Source organism: Pseudoalteromonas sp. B160 (genome assembly GCF_037162485.1).
In the GTDB taxonomy this organism is placed as follows: Bacteria; Pseudomonadota; Gammaproteobacteria; order Enterobacterales; family Alteromonadaceae; genus Pseudoalteromonas; species Pseudoalteromonas rhizosphaerae.
The window spans coordinates 3,059,243-3,080,788 of record NZ_JARLUX010000001.1 but is presented as its reverse complement, the minus strand read 5'-3'; the positions used below and the strand labels follow the sequence as shown (position 1 = coordinate 3,080,788).

Sequence of the window (21,546 nt, the reverse complement as noted above, 5' to 3'; positions counted from 1 at the left end):
GGTTTACAAGAACTCCTCACCACCACCACCACCAAGCATAATTTCACCTGAATCAGCGAGACGACGTGCCGTAGATAAGATCTCTTTTTGCGCGGCTTCAACTTCGCTGATCCGCACAGGTGCCATTGCTTCTAAATCATCAGCAAGCATCTCTGCAGCCCGTTTTGACATATTGCCGAGGATTTTCTCTTTCAATGCATCATCAGTACCTTTGATGGCTTTCATCAGTACATCTTGTTGGACTTCTCGCAAGATAGCTTGAATACCACGATCATCAACATCCATTAAGTTTTCAAATACGAACATTAAATCTTGGATTTGTTGCGACATCTCTTCGTCATGCTCACGGATAGAATCCATCAACTGACCTTCAATATTAGTATCGAGATAGTTCATGATATCTGCCGCCGCTTTCAAGCCGCCCATTTTTGCAGCTTGCGCACCAGCTTGTCCGGCAAATTGTTTTTCCATTATCTCGTTCAACTCTTGTAAAGCCGCAGGTTGAACTTCTTCAAGGTTGGCGATTCGCATGGTTAAATCTAAGCGCACTTTTTCAGGAAACTGCGCTAAAATTTCGGCCGATTGCTCAGGCTCCAAATACGATAAAACGATAGTTTGTATTTGCGGATGCTCATTGCGAATAATATTGGCAACCTGCTTTGAGTCCATCCATTTCAATGAATCAAGACCCTTGGCACCAGATCCCATAACAATTTGATCTATCAGGCTTGCCGCTTTATCTTCACCAAGTGCCGCAGTAAGCGCTTTTTTGATAAAATCTTCTGATTGGAAGCCAATCATACTAAAGCTTTGTATTTGTTCTATAAATAAATTGTGCACGGCACTGATTTTGGCTTGCGATAGATCATCTATCGCCGCCATTGCCATACCCACTTTTTGCACCTGTTTAGGTTCAAGGTGCTTTAATATTTGCGCTGCATCTTCTTCGGATAAGCTTAGCAATAAAATTGCGGCTTTATCTACACCGTCTAATTTATCAACATCAAACGCTGCTGGCAGTTGTTTTTGTTCTTGATCAGTCATCTTCAGTTAACCACGCTTTCACAACTTGTGAGGAGAGTTCTGGCTCATTTGCTACTAAGGCACGAACAGCTTTTAATAAGTCTTCATCGCCATGTAGGTCTGGTAACTGTAGTGTACCATCACTTGAGAAGCCAACCGAAGCAGAATCAAAATCTTTATTTAGCATATCTAGGGTGTTATCACCAATATCTACACCAGAACTAAGCGCATCATCATCATACTCTTCAAGGGTATCATCTGGGTAAATCAAGCGTTTCAGCATAGGTTTAACCACCGCCATGATTAGCACTATAATAACCAATGCGCCAAGCACTAAACGCACAACTTTCATAAACCAGTTTTGTTCCCACAGTGGCACTTCAATAGCTAAGTCCATCGGTTCACGTACAAACGGTACTGTCACTACTTCTAATGCATCACCACGCTGTAAGTCAAAACCCACACCACCTTGCAGTAAACGACGAATATTTGACAGTGCTTCAACTGAGCGAGGCTCCATAGTCGTTTCACCATTTTCACCCACTTTTGCCACATAATCGACTGCCACAGACACACTAATTCGACGAATAACACCACTTTGCTGACGTGTGTGGGAGATAGTAGTATCAAGTTCATAGTTACGTGTCGCTTCTTTGTGAGTGCGACTGGGTGATGAACCAGAGCCTGCACCACCTTGACCGGCAATTTCAGGAATATTTGAATCTGTTGGAGGCTGATTTGTCAGCGCGCCAGGAATACCGATAGCTAACCCGCCGATGTTGTTTTCTTCAAAGGTGGTTTCACTGCGTACCGCCGGTAAATCAGGGTTGTAGCGTTTTTGAGTTTCTTCAATCGCACTAAAGTCCATACTTAAATCGACTTGTGCAGTGTAGTTACCCATACCAATAACTGGCATTAAGATACCATCTATTTTATCTAGATATTCTTGTTCACGTTTACGTTCAATATCGTATTCTTTGCGTGAGCGAGCAGCTAACGCACTTTGCGATCCTGAATTAAGTAATCGGCCATTTTGGTCTGTTACAGTTACTCGTGACGGCTCTAAACCTTGCACTGCTGAACCAATAATATCAACAATGGCGTCCACTTCTTCACTACCGAGCATACGACCACGTTTTAAAGTTAATACCACTGTTGCGGATGGTTTTTTCTCACGACGAGCAAAAACATTTTCTTTCGGTATTGCCAATAATACTTTAGCACGCGTGACATTTTGTAGTTCCTCAATCGTACGCGCTAGTTGTTGTTCACGACCATGCTTTAAACGTTCACGCTCTAAACGCTGACTAACACCAAAACCCATATCTTGCATGATAATATCAGTACCCGAGTTCGGCGCTTGCTCAATACCTTCGCGGGTCATTAACAATTTAATATTTTGATATTCATTTTCAGGAACAGAAACCACATTGCCATCAAGTTGATAGTCAATTTTTTGTGCATCTAAAAAGTCGAGCGTTTGAATTAGCTCTTCCGTTGGCATTTTTCCAAGTGGACGCATATCTGGTTGACGTGCCCAAATAATCACAAAAATAGCAATCGCTAAACAAATCGCTAATGCAATAATTAGAGTAACCTGACGCAATACATCAACGCCGTTTAATGCACTTAAATAGCCTGACTTTTGTTCTTGTTGATCGTCATTATCAGTTTGGTCGATACCGCCGCCGGCCAAAGCAAGATCTGTTGATTGATTAGATTGCGCCACAATAATTCTCCACTACCTAGTTAAACAGGCATGTTCATGATTTCTTTATAGGCTTCTACAAGTTTGTTACGAACTTGCACCGTAGCTTCAAAGGCAACTGACGATTTTTGTGATGCGATCATTGCATCCGCTAATGACACATTTCGATCGCCCATTTCAACCGCTACGACTTTTTGTTTCGCATCAGCTTGAAGGCCATTCACTGTATTGAGTGCATCACTTAACAAATCGCCAAATTGGGCGCTCGAAGTAGGCTGCGCCTGAGTCGGTAATTTGTTTACTTGATTACTACGACCAGCTTCGAGAGCCATAGATTGCATTTCTTGAAATAATGCGCTGTTTTGAATTTTCATAATTGTCTCTGACGATGCAGTTTACTAATAACTTAATAAAGCACAAAGCATGCCAACTAATAAACCAATAAATATCAGAAGCTTAAGATTTATTTTAGTTGTCAGAGTTTTGACAAGTTTACGCCCAGCAAGGCTGAGCGTAAATTAAATAGTGAAGGAAAACAAAAATTATAGAGGCTTAAGCAGGTAAGGTGATCCCCAAATCACGCATTTGAGCCAATTTATAACGTAATGTTCGTGGGCTGATCCCTAATGTTTCAGCTACATCTTTACGCTTGCCTTGACAACGATTTAGGGTTTCTAAAATAATTCTATGCTCTTTATCTTTAAGTTCATCTTTGTAACTTCCCGAATCCAAGCTTGGTAATTCTTCACGCAGCTGATTGCGTTGTGCTGTGGCTTTTATTGCTGGCGCTTGCAGATCATAATAAGCATCATTAGTTGGTGAACTTGTAACCGCCGAAGTAGTGCTTTCTGGTGCTGAATTAGCCGGCACTAAACTTGCTGATAAAGCCGCAGTTAGAGGAGTCTGGGTTAAATTTTCAATAAAAATAGCACTTTCGTCAATCATATCACCGTGGCGTAATATCAGCGCACGCTGGATCACATTATCCAGTTCACGCACATTACCTGGCCAAGTATGAGCTAATAATTTTTTCTCTGCCGGTTCGCTAAGTACAGCGATAGGCTCTTTGCTTTTATTGAGATGACGTTCAATTAAATGCTTTGCCAACACGACAATATCGCCTGGACGTTGACAAAGTGGACGCCACATCAACGGAAATACATTTAATCGATAATATAAATCTTCTCTAAACTGGTGCTTAGCCACAGCCTCTTTTAAATCACGGTTACTGGTAGCCAAAATACGCACATCCAGCTTAATAGTTTTGCGACCACCTAAACGTTCAACTTCGCGTTCTTGTAATACACGTAATAACTTAGCTTGTAGGCCTAAATCCATCTCAGTGATTTCATCAAGTAAAATTGTGCCACCTTGTGCTTGCTCAAATTTACCCGGACAAGCTTGAATCGCACCAGTAAACGCGCCTTTCTCGTAGCCAAATAATGTAGCTTCGAGCATATTTTCAGGGATCGCAGCACAGTTTATTGCGACGAATGGCTGCTCTGCACGATCTGATTTATCATGGATAAACCGTGCGAGTACTTCTTTACCTGAGCCACTAGGACCAAGCACCATCACACTAGCATCCGATTTAGCAACCCGACTTGCAAGTTCTAATAGCTGAATACTACTCGGATCAGCGACAATCGGCCCGTCAGTTTCTTTTTCCGGCTCAGGTAGATAGCGGCTTACCATATTAAGTAGCACTTCGGGCGCAAACGGTTTGGCCATATAGTCAATTGCCCCTAACCGCATAGCCTCAACAGCATCATCAATAGTCGCATACGCTGTCATCATTAAAACCGGTAGATCAGGGTAATTAAGATTTATGCTGCGCAGTAAATCAAGACCACTCATCGCGCCCATTTGCACATCGCTCACGACCAGCGAAAAGCTGTCTTTTTTAAGTAGCACCATAGCTTGCTCGGCACTGTCAGCCGCAACGCAATCTATTCCAGACATTTCAAGCGTATCAATCAAGGCTTCACGAAGCCCTGCATCATCTTCAACCACTAAAATCGTGTTGTTCATATTGCCTCCGCCGATGTTGACTTTGTACAAATAGGTAACAGTAAACTAAAGCAGGCTCCGCCTTGAGCATTGTTCGTTACTTCAACTCGTCCTTGGTGTGCATTTGCGATTGAACTAACCACCGCTAAGCCTAAACCTGTGCCTTGGCTTCGGGTAGTAAAAAATGGTTCAAATAATTTATCAAGTAAGCTTAAATCGACCCCAGGGCCATTATCACTTACAGTAATACACACTAGCTCGGGGTCACTCGCATCCCGCTGCGCACTTAATTGAACGAGTGCATTACTGCCAATGACTTGAATACTATTGTGAATAAGGTTTTGAATGGCACTGGCAAGCGCAGTTTTATTGCCCATTATCTCGATATCAGGCTCAGGTAAACTGACCTGAAGTTCACTATTATTAAGTGCGACCATAGCATCAGCGCCAGTTTTCACTTCAGTTAATAATTGCTGCATGGAAACATGTTCAACAACTTGCTGATCGCCACTTTTTGCGAACAACAACATATCGTTTACTTGGGTTTCGAGATCTTTTAAACGCGACATTAACTTAGTATGAAAATTGCCTCGAGAGCTTTCGGGTAACCGCTTTGAACCTAAATTAGCGGCATACAAAATCGCAGCAGACAGTGGTGTTCGCACTTGATGTGCCAAAGATGCCACCATTTTACCCAATGCACTTAAACGCTGCATATGTGCAACGCGTGTTTGTAGACGACGCGTTTCGGTTAAGTCAGTCATTAAGATTAATTGCCCTGGCTCTGGCGCTAATGCCGTTATTTCTAACTTAATTAAGCGTCCATCTTTTAGCGATACTTCATGGCCATCATCTTGTTGGGGCCGAAACGAGCGCTGGATCACACTGAACCACTTTTCACCTTCGAGTGGTTCCCCTAACATGTCTGTTGCGATTTGATTAGCTTTAGCGATCAAACCGCGACCATCAAGCACCACAACACCCGCAGGCATTGTATCTACTAAATGACTTAACCAACTGGCTTGCTGGCGTAATTCACTTAACTCACCAATGTACTCTTCTTGCAGTAAGCATGGGTTATACTGGGTCGCTGTGATAAATTGTGGTTTTAAGACATTAGCTAAGGCCATAATGCATTCTCGTTTACAGGATCTAACTAGCTAAATGCACAAATTGTACCAACAATTATATTGATTAATTTCATTTGCTTAGCGTATAAATAACGCGACAAAAAAATGACAAACTAAAATAAGCAAAGCAAGGAGACACTATGAATTCAACAAATTTATGTCGCTGCCCTTGGCTCGATACCAGTAAAGATGACTATGTTGCCTATCACGATGATGAATGGGGGATCCCAGTATATGATGACCAAACACTTTTTGAATTTATTACTCTGGAATCAGCACAAGCAGGATTAAGTTGGTATACGATTTTAAAGAAACGTGATGGCTATCGTCGTGCATTTTTGGATTTTGATGTAGAAAAAGTCGCACAAATGAACGAGCACGATGTTGAACGATTAATGCTTGATGAAACAATTATACGTAATCGTTTAAAAATTGTAGCAACTATAAATAACGCCAAACGTTTTATTGAAATTCAGCAAGAATTTGGCAGCTTCAGTAACTATCAATGGCAGTTTGTAGGTGGTAAGCCGTTAGTGAATGAGTTAGATAAACTTAGTGACTACCCTGCAATTACAGAGGCCTCAACTGCATTTGCAAAAGATTTAAAAAAACGGGGATTTAAGTTTTTAGGTCCAACCACAGTGTACGCCCATATGCAGGCCTGTGGTATGGTGAATGATCATAGTAATGATTGTTTTAGAAAAGCAGAGATTATTGAAAAATACTAGGTGAAAGGTGCTAGGTGCTAGGTGCTAGAAAATCTTCTCTTTGCGCAATTAATCTTGTAGGCGCGGGTTTATCCCGCGCAATTAAAATGTATTCACAAAGAGGTTAAGAGTGCGCTGCGCTTATGAGGTAAAAATAAAGGTATTAGATTTTAGGGTATTCGAAGCTCGTCGCTCGAAGCCCGTGGCATTTTTCTTCTCATTTACCCTCATTGTCTTCTCTTTGTGCAAAAGGTTTTTAGTGATATTCACCATAGCACACCCCGAATTAAAGACGGTGTGCGCGTCAGCAAGCTTAACGCCTACAAGTAATGACGAAGCCCATTCTAAAGGTGTAATTACCATCGTACTTGGTTAATTTCTGCCTAAAACCTGCTACCTGACACCTAAAACCTGCTCTTAGCTGTTAATCTCGTGATAGGTTATATTTTTTCATTTTTTCAACTAAGGTTGTGCGGCGTACACCCAAGATCTCCGCAGCACGCGCTACGACATAATCATAACGCTCTAAGGCCTGAGTGATCAGGCTAATTTCCAGCTCAGCTAAATAATCTTTTAGCTCAATCCCTTCGTCGGGTAAAAGGTCTGCTGATGGCTGAATTGCTTCAACTTCTGGCTCATCGTCGTAATCACTAAAACCAGTACTGAAAATATCATTGAAAGCATCACGCTCCATAAGCTCTTCGGGATATTGTGGTTCATAAGCATCAACTTCAATATAACGATATTTTGCTGGTAGATCGGGAATATCAACCACTTTATCTGGTAACATGATCACCATACGCTCAACTAAGTTCGCTAACTCGCGAATATTACCCGGCCATGTATGCTCTTTTAAACTATCAATTGCGCGCTCGGTAAATTTAGCGGTAGTACCACTTTGCTCATTAATACGGCGCATTAGCTCTTTTAATAATAATGGAATATCATCAGCACGTTCTGCAAGTGATGGGTTTTCGATAGGAAAAACATTGAGTCGATAATATAAATCTTCGCGGAAACTTCCTTGCTCTATCATTTTTTCAAGATCACGGTGTGTTGCAGCAATCACCCGCACATCCGCTTGAATTGGTTTTGTACCACCAACCCGCTCATAGCTGCGCTCTTGTAACACTCGTAATAACTTTACTTGCATTTGCAGCGGCATATCGCCAATTTCATCTAAAAAAAGCGTCCCACCTTGGGCAAGTTCAAAGCGGCCTTTACGCGCTGAAATAGCACCAGTGAACGCGCCTTTTTCATGACCAAATAACTCACTTTCTAACAGCTCCGCAGGTATCGCCCCACAGTTAACGGGTACAAATGGCCCTGTATTACGTTTTGATAGTAAATGAACATTACGAGCAACCACTTCTTTACCAGTACCTGATTCGCCTAAAATTAATACATTAGCGTCCGTTTTAGCAACTTGTTCAATTAAAAAGCGTACATCTTTAACCGCTTCAGTTTCACCAACTAAGCCATCAAAGGTTTTGTGCGGTTTTGCGTGTTTATGCTCATTTGGTAACATCCGTTGATACTGTTGGCAATCATGCAGTAATTGAGTCGTTACATCATGGTTAAAAGGTTCACAGATAAGGCCAACTACATTGGCAATGCTCAACAGTGATTTAAGGGTTTCACCAATTAATAGAAATGGTATTGTTGGATGGCGCTTGATCACGCTCTCATGATCTAAACTTTGTAATGCGCCGAGGATTACCATACATGACTGCTTTTGGTATTTTTCACATTCTTGTTCAAGGCTTGCATCATCAAGCAGTTGCACTGCCTCACCAATAAAGGTAAGCGCAGCATGTAAACCAATCGCACGATTATTATTATTATCTAAGATCAAGATCATTATTTAGCGAACCACAGTTACTACAAGCTATTAATAATTTAAATTGTAAGCGAGTTTGGGAGGGATGCAAGCACTAAGCGGCAGTTTTTTGACAACCATGCCAAAAAATAGACGCTTAGCTAATTGCAAGTAATACTTAAGAATTACCGCAGTATCTTTAATATTAAAGCAAGCCTAAAATAGATTCAGCCGATTGGTTGGCTTGTCCACGCAGTGCAACTGACGCTTGTGCTAAAATATCATTTGATACTTGCTGTGAAACCGCCTGAGCATAATCGGTATCTTGAATTCGACTTTGGCTCGCGGCAATATTTTCTTGCTGAGTTCCTAAGCCTTTAATGGTACTTGCCAAAATATTTTGAAAAGCACCAAGTTCAGCTCGCTGGGCGTTAATTTCGTCCGCCGCTTGGTCACTAATATCAATTGCAGCTTGAGCACCTGCTTGAGTAGAAATATCAATTGTTGATATTACTGATGCAAAACTACCGTCCGAAGGAGTAATCGTTTGATTTGCATTCGCATCTGGACCAACTTGAAACGACACCGACTGACCATCAAACATAGGTTTTCCTGCAAAATTAGCATTTTCAAACGTCTCTGTAATTTGACTTTGTAACTGCACTACTTCTTCTTGCAAAGCAGCACGGTCATTATCATTTAATGCCCCATTACCTGCTTGGATAGATAATTCACGAATACGCGAGACAGCATCGTTGACACCCGACAAGTTTGACTCGGTCGCTTGCGAATAAGAAATACCATCATAGGCATTATTCACCGCTTGGCTGTAACCGTCTTGCTGGGAGGTTAATCTATTAATTATTTGTAATGCAGCGGCATCATCTGCCGCAGAGTTGACTTTTTTACCCGTAGCAAGTTGCTCTGCAAGCTTGTTACTGGTTTGCTGTGTTTGGTTTAAAAAACTAGTTGCTGGTGATTGAATTTTCATAACAGGCTCCGACACGCTGATTGGTTAAATTATAGCTTAATTTGCCAAATTTTGCACTTTGTACCATTGTTTAATTAAATTAACTTGGCATCGTGCTTGCTAACCTACTCTGTTAATAGGTAAAGTACTGAGCAGTGTATTAAATTTCACTTTTTGCGTATTTAATTTTTTACTATAACTACGCCAATGATAAATAACTTGGGTAAAACTATGTTCGATAACAAAACAATTTTAATTACCGGTGGTACCGGATCATTCGGTAAAAAATACGTAAAAACGTTACTTGAGCGATACAAGCCAAAAAAATAATTATTTTCTCTCGTGATGAGTTAAAACAATTTGAAATGCAGCAAGACTTTGATCAACCATGTATGCGTTACTTCATCGGTGATGTACGCGACAAAGACCGCTTACGCCGTGCAATGCGAGGAGTAAATTACGTTATTCATGCTGCAAGCTCTTAAACAGGTCCCTGCCGCAGAATATAACCCGATGGAATGCATCAAAACTAACATCAATGGTGCTGAAAATGTCATTGATGCTGCCTTAGATAATAATGTTGAAAAAGTCATTGCGCTTTCTACTGATAAAGCAGCCAACCCAATTAATTTATATGGTGCGACAAAATTAGCATCCGATAAATTGTTTGTTGCCGCTAATAATATTGCCGGTGGTAATCGCACCACATTTTCAGTTGTTCGCTACGGTAATGTAGTCTGCTCGCGCGGTTCAGTAGTGCCTATTTTCCAAAAGTTTATTGACCAAGGCCGCGACCATATCCCTATCACCCATGAAGAAATGACCCGCTTTTGGATAAGCCTACAACAAGGTGTTGATTTTGTTTTAACTAACTTTGAGAGGATGTTAGGGGAGAAATTTTTGTTCCCAAGATCCCATCAATTCGTATTACAGATTTAGCAACAGCTATGGCACCAAACCTGCCACAAAAAAATATTGGTATTCGCCCAGGTGAAAAATTACATGAGGTGATGTGCCCTTCTGATTTGTGTTTTGATACCTACGAATTTGATGATCATTTTGTGATTGCACCTGGTATTAAATTTAGTAGTCGCAGCAATAGTTTTGATACAAACGCATTAAATGAGCGCGGTAAAAAAGTTGAAGTCGGGTTTGAGTATAGTTCTTTAAGTAACCCCCACTTTTTGACAATAGAAGAAATAGCAGCTTTTAATATTCAGGCACTTTTATGATCCCATATGGAAAGCAATCTATTGACCAAGCAGATATTGATGCGGTACTCAATGTTTTACAATCTGACTGGCTCACGCAAGGTCCTAAAGTACCTGCATTTGAAGCTGGCATTGCTAGTTACTGTAAAGTAAAGCATGGCATTGCAGTAAATAGTGCAACATCGGCGTTACATATCGCATGCCTAGCATTAGGCGTTGGAGAAAACGATATAGTCTGGACATCTCCTATTTCTTTTGTAGCATCAAGTAATTGCGCACTTTATTGTGGTGCTAAGATTGACTTTGTTGATATTGACTTAGATACCGGCAACATGTCGATTAAGGAACTTGAGCAGAAGCTGATCATAGCAGAAAAAAATAACTGCTTACCTAAAGTTGTCATACCGGTACACTTGGCGGGTCAATCATGCGATATGCAAGCCATTCATCAGCTCGCTACTAAATATGATTTTAAAATTATCGAAGATGCCTCTCACGCCATTGGTGCTAAATATTTAGATAAACCTGTTGGTAATTGTGAGTTTTCAGATATTTGCGTATTCAGCTTTCATCCTGTGAAAATCATCACGTCAGCTGAAGGCGGTATGGCGGTTACAAATGATGATAATTTAGCAAAGCGTTTAAAACGATTAAGAAGCCATGGGATCACATCAGATGAAAGTGAAATGACCGATGCAAGTCATGGACCTTGGTACTATCAGCAAATCGAGCTTGGCTTTAATTATCGTATGACTGATTTACACGCAGCGTTAGGGCTTAGCCAACTAAGTAAAGTTGACGAATTTGTTAAGCAGCGACATCACCTTGCTAAAATATATGATACACATCTTGATTTAAATTTGGTTCGTCCATTACAGCAAATTGATACCTGTTATTCCGCTTATCACTTGTACATAATTCAACTAAATAATAGCAATACAACTCGTCATAAAAACGCTGTAACTCAGCTTCGAGCAGCTGGGATCATTGGCCACGTTCATTATATTCCAATACATTTACAGCCATACTATCAAACTCTAGGCTTTAAGGTTGGTGACTTCCCTAATGCTGAAAAATATTATCAAGGTGCTATCACCCTTCCTCTTCATCCATCGTTGAAAGAGCAAGAAGTGCATTTTGTACTGAACACTCTACAGCAAATCTTAAATTAAAGTTTTCAACCTTTTTGACGATATAAACATATTATTTAATGAACCTTGAGGCAACTATGTTACAAACTCACCCGACTTTCAAACTTGCTTTTATTGGCGGGGGTAACACGTCAGCTGTTGGTTATGTGCACTTTTGCGCAGCTCACATGGATCATAAATTTCAAGTTGTTGCCGGTGCCTTTTGTCGTAATCAAGAAAATAATCAAGCTACAGGTATTCATTGGGGGATCCCAGCAGAACGTGTTTACGCAGATTGGAAAGAAATGGTCGAAGCTGAAAAGGGTCACATTGATGCTTTTGTAGTGCTCACTCCAACACCGCATCATTTAGAAGTTTTACAGTATTTATTCGAAAAAAATTACCCGTAATCTGTGAAAAAGCGATGGTTTGTGGACCACGAGAAATTGCAACTCTTCGCCCTTATTATGATCCAAAGAAACAATTTTTAGCTGTTACTTTTAACTACAGTGGCTATGCAATGGTACGTGAGTTAAAGCATTTAATAAATTCAGGAAAGCTGGGAACAATTCAAAAAATTCACTTAGAAATGCCGCAAGAAGGCTTTCGCCGCCCCCCGATATCGCGGGAAAAACATCACAACCGCAGGCGTGGCGTCTGCGAGATGCTGAAGTACCAACCATTTGCTTAGATTTAGGTGTTCACCTTCATCACCTAAGTAGCTTTTTATTGGGTGAGGAACCAACTCACACATTAGCTGAATTTAGTAACCACTCTCAATATGCTAATTTAGTCGATGACGTACAAATGCTAGTAAAGTATGCCAGTGGCGTCAAAGGCAGCATGTGGATGTCAAAAACGGCTATTGGTCATCGTAACGGTTTACAGATCAGAGTGTATGGAGATACCGGAAGTGCTAAATGGTTACAGCTCAACCCCGATGAGTTAGAACTAAATTTTAATGATGGTAGGCGAGAGATATTAGACCGAGCGGGTCAGTGCGACTACGCCCACCAATTTAGATATAACCGCATGAAACCAGGCCACCCCACTGGTTTTGTAGAAGCATTTGCAAACTTATACAGCGACATCGCTGAAGATTTACAATGTTTTCAACTAGGGCAAGAAAATAACCAACCATACGTATTTGGTTTAGAACACGCCGCAGATGGCTTAAAGTTATTTGCTGCTGCTAAACGTTCGACACAAACACTTGGCTGGGAAAGCGTGTAATACGCTTAATTACAACTCTCTAGATATGCCTGCTTGATACTCGGTTTATGGATTTTACCCATTTCGGTTTTTGGCAGTCTTTTCATCTCAAACAAAATTCGCGGTTGCTGATAGTCAGTAAGTTCTTTGAATAAATGCATTTGCAACTGCATTTTTGCATTCACTGGCGCAGTATCATTACAAACAAAAGATAATAAAATGACTTCTCCAAATTTATCATCACTTACTCCAAAAGCCGCACACTCAGCAATCCAAGGTAAGTAATTAGTTACCAACTCAATATCGCTCGGGTAAACATTGATCCCGCCCGATTTAATAACTTCTTTTGTTCGACCAACATAATAAAGATAATTATCATCATCCAAATAACCAAGGTCACCAGTAAAAAAATAACCATCACTGTCGTAACTCTGCGCAGTTTGCTCTGGTAAGTTATAATATTGTGCAAACGCAGTTGGTGAGCGACAAGCTATTTCACCGATATTACCATTAGACAAAGTATTACGTTCAGCATCACATATTTTTATTTTCAGATTTGGTAAAGGCTTACCTACACTATTGATCGGTACATTCGGCTCGGTTATATCAAAATCACTGATCACCCCCATTTCTGATGCCCCATAACATTCATGAAAACGGCAATTCAAGGCTAATAACAGTGACTTTTTGTCGTCGCTTTCAAGCGTTGCAGAAGATGATACAACACACTTCAAGCTTGTTAACTGCGCTTTTGCTAACTCTGGGATCAAGGCCTTTAGTTGACTTGAAACAGCAAATAAAAAACTAATTTTATGAGTATTGATTGCATCAAGCCAAGCATTAACTGAGAACTTGGGTAAAATAACTACACTTGCGCCCAACATTAGTGGCATCAGTAAAGAGCGCTGTGCAAGTGAATGATATAAAGGTGTTGAAACCAACACAACATCGCTTTTATCTAATTGGTAATACTGAGCCGTCGCATCAAATGCGCGAACAATTTTAGTCGCTTGAGTAAATACTATTGGCTTAGGTTGACCAGTAGAACCTGAAGTCATGGTAAGAATATAAGGTAAATTGATATTTTCTACTGGAAACTCATCATATTGCGCCGTGGATGCAGACATTACATTGACCAAATCAATCAAGTTATCACTATTGCCACCTATCGTAATTATATTGTCGGAAGCTAAAACATCATTATTAACAAGTTGTTCAGCCACACTTATCCATGCTATAGCATACTCGCAATCAGCTACTTGTAACGCTTTTGATAAAGCCTGTCCTTTAAGAGTTAGTGGTAATGGCGCAAGCGCAATACCCAGTTTAGCCGCAGCTAATAAACAATATGTAAACTCGAGGTTATTTGGACAAAATAACGCAACTTTATGTCCTTGCTTAATTCCTAACTGAGTCAGGCCAGCAGCTAAAGAATCAACCTTATTTATTAGTTGTTGGTAGTTAATTTGGGTCTGTTGATATATACACGCAATTTTCTCAGGTTGAGTAACCGTATGTGATTGAACAAGCTGGTATATATTTTTATTGTGCATTTGGGTCCCACATTACAAAATTAAACTGCTCATCGGCCAAAGGAAATAACTGTTGCGTTACTTTATATTCTTTTGAATGTATTGGTATTGCCACAAATCCCATATAGCGATTTAGCAAATTTACAAATTTGTTGTCTTTATGGATCACCGCAAGCCAAATAGCATTGGGATGACTCGCTTTACAAAACTCAAGTTGCCATTGAAGGGTCAGCATAGCCAAATTAAAAGGCACATCATTGCACGCCGTAAACCATCCACCATATAAATAATCATTCGATTTTTCAGATATATGCTGATGCCATACATAAACAGCAGGAATACCTCTTTGTTCAACAACGTATGATTTCCTTTCACTTCGAAACCACCATAGGTAATGATCGAGTCTTGGAATATCATTACTGACAGTCATCTTCTGTGAATTATTTGGTAAGTTCCTAGCAATTAAGTAATTATTTACATCGCTATCCTCAACCTCACGTACTGCATATTCTGTTGTAAGTTGGGCAATGTAGTTTACTGCTCCTACTTGGACATTTATATCAGTGACGTGATACGGCTGCGCTTGCAAAATTGCAGCAACTCTCTTTACACCTAAGCCATCAACAGTAACGGTAGCTTTATGGCGTAGTCTTTTAATACGAGGTAAATAACTAATAAGATCTGCCAAACGAGTACCCAATAAGGTCGCATGAGAATCTAAAAATTTATCTAAATGTAGAAAGTGTCCTAACTGTTGTAAATGGGTAATATCATTTTCTTGATTAACTGCAATAGAAAATGTAATTGCAGGTACTTTTAATGCGGCCAGTTCATATAATGATGTACCCAATGCTCCAATAAATGAATCAGTATTGCGATATTCATTTGCTAGAGACAAGGGAGAACATAAAATCGTTATGTTTTTAAATTTCTCTTCAAGGCGAGTAATCGCTTGTTTATTTTCTGCTTTCGGACCAATTACAATCGTAAACTGGACCCGACTATGTAGATAATGAGGTACAGAATTAACTAATGATGCAAAAATGCAAAGATCGCCACCGCCACCCAAAGAGCAAAAAATATTCGTTTTATTTTTACTTTGCGAAACGTGCGTATCCAAAGCCAACGCTTGGCTAAAAGAGGGAGCTAATAATGAAAAATCCGGCCCTAAAAAATGACGAGTTTTTGCTGGTGATTTTTTATCATAACGTTTTTGGGTTAGCTCCCCCATCCACTTAGCATCGAATAAAAAGTCACAATAATGGTCTCTGCCAAGGTCATCAAAAACCGCTAATTTATTGCCCTCGCTATAAATTTGTTTTTCATATTCAACGTCTAAATCGTAATGATCCAGTATTACCAAATCAGCATTTGAGGTTTTTATTACTCTTAATAAAGTAGCAATATCTTGTTGAGACGCCGTTTCAACAAAATGTATATCATCACATACTAGTTCTTGTATAAAAGGCGCTACATCAGCTTTTTGAATATCCAAAACCAAAGTTATACTTGCCTGAGCATTTGACTGCAACTCAAGCAACAGCCATTTTATACGCATTAAATGTCCAATGCCTAAACACGTAGAAACTCGAGCTACAATATTCATTGCTTACTCAATAGCGTTTCAATCAAACCACCCACGGTTGCATTATTCTCATCCATAAGTTCATCTGGACTCAGATGAATATTTGTAAGCATCTCAAGCTCCATGATCATGCTAAGAATTTCAAATGAATCAATGCTACCTGAGCCAATAAAATTAAAATTATTAATATTTTGCTTTGAAATACTAATACCTCGTGCGATTAAAAAATCACAAAAAAACCCTGCAACAGCTCTTCGTTTATCATGCTAATTATTCCATATCCTGCCAACATAACTGTGTACCACGAGGTAAAAATAGGCGCGCTTTCCTACCAATAACATTCGGTAATTCTTTCGGGGCTAACTCACCACCACCAGGTCGAAGGTTCGCAACATTATCAATGGTTAAAACATCTCCTGATGCAACATCTTTAGTCGTGTATAAGCAACGGCGATTAGGTGAAGGTTTAAGGGGATAATGTATTGTTCCAATAGCTTTTTCGACTTGTCGAACACCATGTATTAATGCTTTAAGTTCATCTGGTGTCATTGAAAAAAAACTATCAGCCGTTTCATTATCTTTGCTTAATACAAAGTGTTTTTCGATAACATGGGCGCCAAAAGCGACTGATGCTATGGGTACATCATTCCCTAAAGTATGATCAGAAAGTCCTACAGGACATTTAAAACTATCCGCTAGATGAGGAATTGTGGCTAAATTTATCGACTCCGCGGGAGCTGGATAAGTACTAGTACATTTTAATACACACAGCTCTTTAACGCCTGCTTGCTCTGCAACTTGAACCGCATCAGTTATTTCAGCTAGGGTTGCACCACCTGTTGACATAATCATCGGCTTTCCAGTCGCAGCCACCTTTCGAATCAGATCATGATCTATCAACTCTGGCGAAGCTATTTTATATGCAGGTGAATCAAAAGATTCCAATAAATCGACTGCAGAATCATCAAATGGTGAAGAAAAAATAGTGATACCGATTTCATTCGCCAGCTGAATTAAAGGGGCGTGAAAATCCCATGGCATATATGCCCCTTCGTATAAATCATATAAATATTGTCCTTGCCATGGACCTGTTGCTTCAAAATGCGGTAATTTACAATCCATTGTTAAAGTATCTGCGCGGTAAGTTTGTAACTTTATCGCATCAGCTCCGGCCTCTTTTGCGGCTCTAACTAACGCTTTCGCCTGCTCTAAATTTTGACCATGGTTTGCTGACATTTCGGCAATAATATACACAGGATGACCTGGCCCAATTTTTCTACCATCGATGGTAATTTCAGAATTAAACGCCATTTGCGCCCCTTAAATTGCACTGTCAAAAAATCATTAAATCAAAGCAAATTTCATACCTAATTATCTACAATAGCTTACAATTTGATAAACTATATTGATCCAAAAGGATTTTAACTTTTAAGTTATGTGCAAGAGTGTAATGATTTGCTATATTTATCTCAATAATAATTACGATTACCAGTGACCATGTCTGATGTATTAATAATAATTCAAGCACGTATGACATCAACCAGATTGCCTGCCAAAGTGATGTTGCCGCTGTGTGGCAAACCAGTGTTACAAATTATGCTTGAACGCTTACCAAACTGGCACGATCAAATCATTGTCGCAACAACTAATGATGGCACTGAGCAGCCTATCTTGGATTTATGCACACAGCTGAATATTAAAACCTACCAAGGGGATACACAAGACGTACTAAGCCGCTATTATCTGGCTGCTAAACATTATAATGCTCAATCATCTACAACCATAGTTAGGCTAACGAGTGATTGTCCACTGATTGATGAAGAGCTATGTAACAAAGTGATTAATGAAAGAGTGACTCAAACCTATGACATGGTTAATTTAGGTCCTCATAGTGGTTACCCTAGAGGACTTGACTGCTGCGCATTTTCATTTGATTTACTAGAGAATACCCATCTAAAAGCAACATCACCGGACGATCGTGAGCATGTTACGTTAGGCATGGCAAAATTTAAGACTATAACGACTCACACATTCAGTGCGTATGAAGATTATAGCCACTTTCGCCTAACACTTGATGAACCAGACGATTACAAAGCAATTACCGCTGTTTATGAGCATTTTTTGAATAAAGTAGATTTTTCCTATAATGATTTAATAAAAACATTAAAGGAAAACCCTCACATCACCGATATAAATAAACATGTAGAGCAAAAATCTACTTAAGTTAGGCATAATAATTGTATGTCATTGAACATTATATTTATGACTACCAAAGAATTAGAGAATATTAAATGAATCCAAAAACAATATTAGTTACCGGTGCAACTGGCTATAAAGGAACTGTACTGGTTCCAAAACTACTGGCTTTAGGCCATCGCGTAATCGCGTTTGACATCCAATGGTTTGGTAATTTTTTGCCCTCTCATGACAACCTCTCAGTCATTAAAGGTGACGTACGCGACACTGATACGATTAACTTAGACGGTGTGGATTCTATTATTCATCTTGCTTCTATCGCAAACGATCCCTGTGGTGATTTAAACCCTAAATTAACATGGGAAGTGAGTGCGTTAGCAACTATGCGCTTAGCCGATAAAGCAAAGCGCTGTGGAATAAAACAGTTTATTTATGCGTCATCGGGTAGCGTATACGGCGTTAAAGATGAAGAGCAAGTAACTGAGGACTTAACGCTTGAGCCTATTTCTGAATACAACAAAACGAAAATGGTTGCAGAGCGTGTACTTCTTAGTTATGCCGACGACATGGCGGTACAAATTGTACGCCCAGCAACTGTATGCGGTTTATCTAAACGAATGCGCTTAGATGTTTCTGTCAATATGCTGACAATGCAAGCTCTAAAAAATGGAAAAATCACAGTGTTTGGCGGCGATCAAGTCAGACCAAATATTCATATTGACGATATTACTGATCTCTATATTTATATGCTGGATAATCCAGAGAAAGTCTCTGGTGTCTTTAATGCAGGGTTTGAAAATATCTCAATTATGGATATAGCAAAAATGGTACAGGCTAAAATAGCATGTGAGATTGAGGTTACTCCTTCAAATGACCCTCGTTGTTACCGTATTAATTCAGATAAGTTACTATCTACCGGTTTTACACCCAATAAAAATGTCGACACAGCCATTACCGAAATTATTACAGCTTACAAACAAGACTTACTTAAAGATGAAGACCATTTTTACAACCTTAAATGGATGCAAAGAGAAGTTTTATGACTAACAACCAATCTGCAACCACTATAGCCAAGGATTCAGTGAAAAACCTGACAACAAACTATGTGAACACCCTAACGGATGTATTAAAACAGTTAGATAGTGAACAAGTTAAGAGTCTTGTTGATACCTTACTTACTATGAAGGCAAATAACGGCACTTTATATTTATGTGGCAATGGCGGCTCAGCAGCAAATGCAATCCACCTTGCAAATGACTTTACATTTGGTATTAGCCCAGAAGGTAATGCATTAAAAGTTGAAGCATTACCAGCAAACAGCTCTGTTTTAACTTGCCTAGGCAATGACATTGGTTATGAAAATATTTTTGCACATCAGCTAAAAGTTAAAGCAAACAGCAATGATATTTTACTTGTTTTATCTGGTAGCGGTAACTCTGAAAATATAATTAGAGCGACTCAACAAGCACTCGACATTGGCATGAAAACAGTGGGCATTTTAGGGTTTTCTGGCGGTAAAGTTAAGCCGATGCTTGACCAAGTTTTCCATTTCGAAGTCCAAGATATGCAGATATCAGAAGATACCCAAGTTATTGTCGGGCATATTTTAATGAAAGCTCTATATCAGGAATTACAGAATGACTGATTCACCAATTATTGTAATAGGAAGTAATTCATTTTCTGGCGCTTCGTTTTGCTCGCACATGCTAAAGCAAGATAAAAAAATAATCGCGATCAGCCGCTCAGAAGAACCTGTGAATGCATTACTTCCTTATAAGTGGCTAGATCACCAAACACAAAACTTAGCGTTTAAGCAACTCGATCTAAATTATCACTTAGATGAAATATTAGCACTCATCAAACAAGAAAATGTTGGCACAATTTATAACTTTGCAGCGCAAAGTATGGTTGGCCAAAGCTGGGAATATCCTGAACATTGGTTTATGACCAACGCAGTATCAACCATAAAGTTACACAATGCACTTCGTCAACTCGATAGTTTAGATAAATACATACATATCTCTACACCTGAAGTATACGGCAGCTGCGAAGGATTGGTTCCTGAGCATAGGAACTACCAACCAAGCACGCCCTATGCTGTATCACGAGCCGCTGCCGATATGAGTCTTCATACATTTTCTGATGTTTATGATTTCCCAGTTGTTTTTACTAGGGCAGCCAACGTGTACGGTGAAGGACAACAACTGTATAGAATAATTCCAAAAACAATACTATCTATATTATTAGGCAAAAAGCTACCGCTTCATGGTGGCGGCTACTCTACCCGCTCATTTATCCATATTGATGATGTGTCTAGTGCAACACAGTTAATTGGAGAGCAAGGACGTAATGGCGAAATTTATCATATTTCAACAGAGCGTATGATCACAATCCGCGCAATTGTGGAGATGTTATGCAAAATGTTAAACGTCCCATTTGAACAGACATGTGAAATAACAGGTGATCGACTTGGTAAAGACGCTGCTTACCTGCTTGATACTCAAAAAATCAGATCAGAATTACAATGGCAAGACAGTATTTCACTCGAAGACGGCCTTGCCAAAACAATTGATTGGGTCAAAAGCAACCTTGATACTCTAAAAACACAACCACATAACTATATTCATAAAGCCTGAGGTATTCATGCTAGGAAAAGAATTAGATTTATTAAAAAACTACCCTAAATCAAAAAGAGACACTAAGGGAAGAGCCAATGTAATTACCGAAGCTGATAGAGAAATTGCTCGCCAATATGGTAAAGATTTTTTGATGGTGATCGTACCTATGGATACGGTGGTTTTAGCTACATGTCTCGCTTTTGGCAACCGGTTGTTCCTGATCTTCAATCTCACTTTCAATTAACAAAAGAAAGTTCTTTACTGGATGTAGGTTGCGCCAAAGGCTTCATGCTCTATGACCTGCAACAGCATATCAAAGGTATAAAATTAGCTGGGTTGGATATTTCTAGTTATGCTTTAGAGCATGCCAAAGAAGAAGTTAAGCACTTACTTCAACAAGGGGATGCAAAGAGTTTACCTTTCGATGACGACAGCTTTGATGTCGTTATGTCAATCAATACTATCCATAATTTAGATGAAAAAGAATGTGCTATCGCGTTACAAGAAATTGAACGTGTAAGTAAAGGAAAGTCATTTATAACTGTTGATGCCTATCGAAATGATGAAGAAAAAGAGCGTATGCTCGAATGGGCATTAACCGCAAAGACCATCATGCATGTTGATGATTGGAAGGTATTCTTTAAAGACCATGGTTACACTGGCGATTTTTACTGGTTCATACCATAGAGATAACT

General features: G+C 39.6%; 21 protein-coding genes and 1 pseudogene. 12 read left to right on the top strand and 10 right to left on the bottom strand.

Annotation, left to right across the window (positions count from 1 at the left end; all coding sequences use genetic code 11):
* Window positions 1-3: 3 nt before the first annotated feature.
* The 5 genes from fliG to P4S61_RS14395 all read right to left on the bottom strand — a co-directional run bounded on the left by fliG (window position 4) and on the right by P4S61_RS14395 (window position 5,871).
* On the bottom strand, window positions 4-1,044 hold the full coding sequence (gene fliG, locus P4S61_RS14415) for a flagellar motor switch protein FliG (protein ID WP_337118527.1): 1,041 nt from the start codon (window positions 1,042-1,044) through the stop codon (window positions 4-6).
* Window positions 1,037-2,752 (bottom strand): flagellar basal-body MS-ring/collar protein FliF, encoded by a 1,716-nt coding sequence (gene fliF / locus P4S61_RS14410; RefSeq protein WP_145239410.1) that lies wholly within the window; start codon window positions 2,750-2,752, stop codon window positions 1,037-1,039. Before fliF ends, fliG begins: the two co-directional genes overlap by 8 nt.
* Window positions 2,753-2,772: 20 nt before the next feature.
* Complete coding sequence (fliE, locus tag P4S61_RS14405; RefSeq protein WP_145239413.1) at window positions 2,773-3,105, bottom strand: flagellar hook-basal body complex protein FliE; 333 nt, start codon at window positions 3,103-3,105, stop codon at window positions 2,773-2,775.
* 178 nt (window positions 3,106-3,283) lie between these two features.
* Window positions 3,284-4,762, bottom strand: a complete 1,479-nt coding sequence (locus tag P4S61_RS14400) for a sigma-54-dependent transcriptional regulator (protein WP_182731009.1) — start codon at window positions 4,760-4,762, stop codon at window positions 3,284-3,286.
* Window positions 4,759-5,871, bottom strand: coding sequence for a sensor histidine kinase (locus P4S61_RS14395; protein WP_337118526.1), 1,113 nt, complete (start codon window positions 5,869-5,871; stop codon window positions 4,759-4,761). The genes P4S61_RS14400 and P4S61_RS14395 overlap by 4 nt, the downstream gene beginning before the upstream one ends.
* A 140-nt stretch (window positions 5,872-6,011) precedes the next feature.
* Here P4S61_RS14395 and P4S61_RS14390 point away from each other — a divergent pair, with 140 nt between their 5' ends.
* Window positions 6,012-6,599, top strand: a complete 588-nt coding sequence (locus P4S61_RS14390) for a DNA-3-methyladenine glycosylase I (RefSeq protein WP_145239421.1) — start codon at window positions 6,012-6,014, stop codon at window positions 6,597-6,599.
* 403 nt (window positions 6,600-7,002) lie between these two features.
* On the opposite strand, the gene P4S61_RS14385 is transcribed toward P4S61_RS14390, so the two are convergent.
* Window positions 7,003-8,439: a sigma-54 dependent transcriptional regulator gene (locus tag P4S61_RS14385; RefSeq protein WP_182731007.1), complete on the bottom strand. Its 1,437-nt coding sequence runs from the start codon at window positions 8,437-8,439 to the stop codon at window positions 7,003-7,005.
* Between the two features lie 163 nt (window positions 8,440-8,602).
* Window positions 8,603-9,388 carry a flagellin N-terminal helical domain-containing protein gene (locus P4S61_RS14380; RefSeq protein ID WP_337118525.1) on the bottom strand — a complete coding sequence of 262 codons (786 nt, stop codon included), beginning with the start codon at window positions 9,386-9,388 and terminating at the stop codon, window positions 8,603-8,605.
* A 210-nt stretch (window positions 9,389-9,598) separates the two neighbouring features.
* Between P4S61_RS14380 and pseB the strand changes: the two are divergent.
* From pseB to P4S61_RS14355, 5 genes and pseudogenes are all read left to right on the top strand, one after another.
* Window positions 9,599-10,599 (top strand): annotated as a pseudogene (gene pseB, locus P4S61_RS14375) (UDP-N-acetylglucosamine 4,6-dehydratase (inverting)).
* Entirely contained in the window at window positions 10,596-11,750 is a 1,155-nt protein-coding gene (gene pseC, locus P4S61_RS14370; protein WP_337118524.1) for a UDP-4-amino-4,6-dideoxy-N-acetyl-beta-L-altrosamine transaminase, read from the top strand. Before pseB ends, pseC begins: the two are co-directional and overlap by 4 nt.
* A 38-nt stretch (window positions 11,751-11,788) precedes the next feature.
* Window positions 11,789-12,118: a Gfo/Idh/MocA family oxidoreductase gene (locus P4S61_RS14365; RefSeq protein ID WP_337118523.1), complete on the top strand. Its 330-nt coding sequence runs from the start codon at window positions 11,789-11,791 to the stop codon at window positions 12,116-12,118.
* 14 nt (window positions 12,119-12,132) lie between these two features.
* Entirely contained in the window at window positions 12,133-12,399 is a 267-nt protein-coding gene (locus tag P4S61_RS14360) for a hypothetical protein (protein ID WP_337118522.1), read from the top strand.
* Window positions 12,330-12,941, top strand: coding sequence for a Gfo/Idh/MocA family protein (locus P4S61_RS14355; protein ID WP_337118917.1), 612 nt, complete (start codon window positions 12,330-12,332; stop codon window positions 12,939-12,941). Before P4S61_RS14360 ends, P4S61_RS14355 begins: the two co-directional genes overlap by 70 nt.
* 5 nt (window positions 12,942-12,946) lie before the next feature.
* On the opposite strand, the gene P4S61_RS14350 is transcribed toward P4S61_RS14355, so the two are convergent.
* From P4S61_RS14350 to pseI, 3 genes are all read right to left on the bottom strand, one after another.
* Window positions 12,947-14,473, bottom strand: a complete 1,527-nt coding sequence (locus P4S61_RS14350) for a class I adenylate-forming enzyme family protein (RefSeq protein ID WP_337118521.1) — start codon at window positions 14,471-14,473, stop codon at window positions 12,947-12,949.
* The gene (locus tag P4S61_RS14345) at window positions 14,463-16,058 is read right to left on the bottom strand and encodes a hypothetical protein (RefSeq protein ID WP_337118520.1); all 1,596 of its coding nucleotides are present in this window, start codon (window positions 16,056-16,058) and stop codon (window positions 14,463-14,465) included. The genes P4S61_RS14350 and P4S61_RS14345 overlap by 11 nt, the downstream gene beginning before the upstream one ends.
* A gap of 249 nt (window positions 16,059-16,307) precedes the next feature.
* On the bottom strand, window positions 16,308-17,348 hold the full coding sequence (gene pseI, locus P4S61_RS14340; protein ID WP_337118519.1) for a pseudaminic acid synthase: 1,041 nt from the start codon (window positions 17,346-17,348) through the stop codon (window positions 16,308-16,310).
* A 186-nt stretch (window positions 17,349-17,534) separates the two neighbouring features.
* On the opposite strand from pseI, the gene P4S61_RS14335 reads away from it, so the two are divergent.
* The 6 genes from P4S61_RS14335 to P4S61_RS14310 all read left to right on the top strand — a co-directional run bounded on the left by P4S61_RS14335 (window position 17,535) and on the right by P4S61_RS14310 (window position 21,538).
* Window positions 17,535-18,260 carry a cytidylyltransferase domain-containing protein gene (locus P4S61_RS14335; protein WP_182778321.1) on the top strand — a complete coding sequence of 242 codons (726 nt, stop codon included), beginning with the start codon at window positions 17,535-17,537 and terminating at the stop codon, window positions 18,258-18,260.
* Window positions 18,261-18,328: 68 nt separating this feature from the next.
* Window positions 18,329-19,276 carry an NAD-dependent epimerase/dehydratase family protein gene (locus tag P4S61_RS14330; RefSeq protein ID WP_145239453.1) on the top strand — a complete coding sequence of 316 codons (948 nt, stop codon included), beginning with the start codon at window positions 18,329-18,331 and terminating at the stop codon, window positions 19,274-19,276.
* Window positions 19,273-19,878: an SIS domain-containing protein gene (locus P4S61_RS14325; RefSeq protein WP_337118518.1), complete on the top strand. Its 606-nt coding sequence runs from the start codon at window positions 19,273-19,275 to the stop codon at window positions 19,876-19,878. The genes P4S61_RS14330 and P4S61_RS14325 overlap by 4 nt, the downstream gene beginning before the upstream one ends.
* The gene (locus P4S61_RS14320; RefSeq protein WP_149981523.1) at window positions 19,871-20,869 is read left to right on the top strand and encodes a GDP-mannose 4,6-dehydratase; all 999 of its coding nucleotides are present in this window, start codon (window positions 19,871-19,873) and stop codon (window positions 20,867-20,869) included. The genes P4S61_RS14325 and P4S61_RS14320 overlap by 8 nt, the downstream gene beginning before the upstream one ends.
* A 7-nt stretch (window positions 20,870-20,876) precedes the next feature.
* On the top strand, window positions 20,877-21,095 hold the full coding sequence (locus P4S61_RS14315) for a hypothetical protein (protein ID WP_337118517.1): 219 nt from the start codon (window positions 20,877-20,879) through the stop codon (window positions 21,093-21,095).
* Complete coding sequence (locus P4S61_RS14310) at window positions 21,041-21,538, top strand: class I SAM-dependent methyltransferase (protein WP_337118516.1); 498 nt, start codon at window positions 21,041-21,043, stop codon at window positions 21,536-21,538. Before P4S61_RS14315 ends, P4S61_RS14310 begins: the two co-directional genes overlap by 55 nt.
* The last annotated feature ends 8 nt before the right edge of the window (window positions 21,539-21,546 follow it).

Excerpts from the sequence above, each read along its gene's own strand:
- P4S61_RS14400 (WP_182731009.1), bottom strand. The coding sequence starts at position 4,762 with ATGAACAACACGATTTTAGTGGTTGAAGATGATGCAGGGCTTCGTGAA.
- P4S61_RS14320 (WP_149981523.1), top strand. The coding sequence starts at position 19,871 with ATGACTGATTCACCAATTATTGTAATAGGAAGTAATTCATTTTCTGGC.
- P4S61_RS14360 (WP_337118522.1), top strand. The coding sequence starts at position 12,133 with ATGGTTTGTGGACCACGAGAAATTGCAACTCTTCGCCCTTATTATGAT.
- P4S61_RS14345 (WP_337118520.1), bottom strand. The coding sequence starts at position 16,058 with ATGAATATTGTAGCTCGAGTTTCTACGTGTTTAGGCATTGGACATTTA.
- P4S61_RS14325 (WP_337118518.1), top strand. The coding sequence starts at position 19,273 with ATGACTAACAACCAATCTGCAACCACTATAGCCAAGGATTCAGTGAAA.
- P4S61_RS14350 (WP_337118521.1), bottom strand. The coding sequence starts at position 14,473 with ATGCACAATAAAAATATATACCAGCTTGTTCAATCACATACGGTTACT.
- P4S61_RS14330 (WP_145239453.1), top strand. The coding sequence starts at position 18,329 with ATGAATCCAAAAACAATATTAGTTACCGGTGCAACTGGCTATAAAGGA.
- pseC (WP_337118524.1), top strand. The coding sequence starts at position 10,596 with ATGATCCCATATGGAAAGCAATCTATTGACCAAGCAGATATTGATGCG.
- P4S61_RS14310 (WP_337118516.1), top strand. The coding sequence starts at position 21,041 with ATGTCTCGCTTTTGGCAACCGGTTGTTCCTGATCTTCAATCTCACTTT.
- P4S61_RS14365 (WP_337118523.1), top strand. The coding sequence starts at position 11,789 with ATGAACCTTGAGGCAACTATGTTACAAACTCACCCGACTTTCAAACTT.
- fliE (WP_145239413.1), bottom strand. The coding sequence starts at position 3,105 with ATGAAAATTCAAAACAGCGCATTATTTCAAGAAATGCAATCTATGGCT.
- P4S61_RS14380 (WP_337118525.1), bottom strand. The coding sequence starts at position 9,388 with ATGAAAATTCAATCACCAGCAACTAGTTTTTTAAACCAAACACAGCAA.
- P4S61_RS14315 (WP_337118517.1), top strand. The coding sequence starts at position 20,877 with ATGCTAGGAAAAGAATTAGATTTATTAAAAAACTACCCTAAATCAAAA.
- P4S61_RS14385 (WP_182731007.1), bottom strand. The coding sequence starts at position 8,439 with ATGATCTTGATCTTAGATAATAATAATAATCGTGCGATTGGTTTACAT.
- P4S61_RS14390 (WP_145239421.1), top strand. The coding sequence starts at position 6,012 with ATGAATTCAACAAATTTATGTCGCTGCCCTTGGCTCGATACCAGTAAA.
- P4S61_RS14395 (WP_337118526.1), bottom strand. The coding sequence starts at position 5,871 with ATGGCCTTAGCTAATGTCTTAAAACCACAATTTATCACAGCGACCCAG.
- fliG (WP_337118527.1), bottom strand. The coding sequence starts at position 1,044 with ATGACTGATCAAGAACAAAAACAACTGCCAGCAGCGTTTGATGTTGAT.
- P4S61_RS14335 (WP_182778321.1), top strand. The coding sequence starts at position 17,535 with ATGTCTGATGTATTAATAATAATTCAAGCACGTATGACATCAACCAGA.
- pseI (WP_337118519.1), bottom strand. The coding sequence starts at position 17,348 with ATGGCGTTTAATTCTGAAATTACCATCGATGGTAGAAAAATTGGGCCA.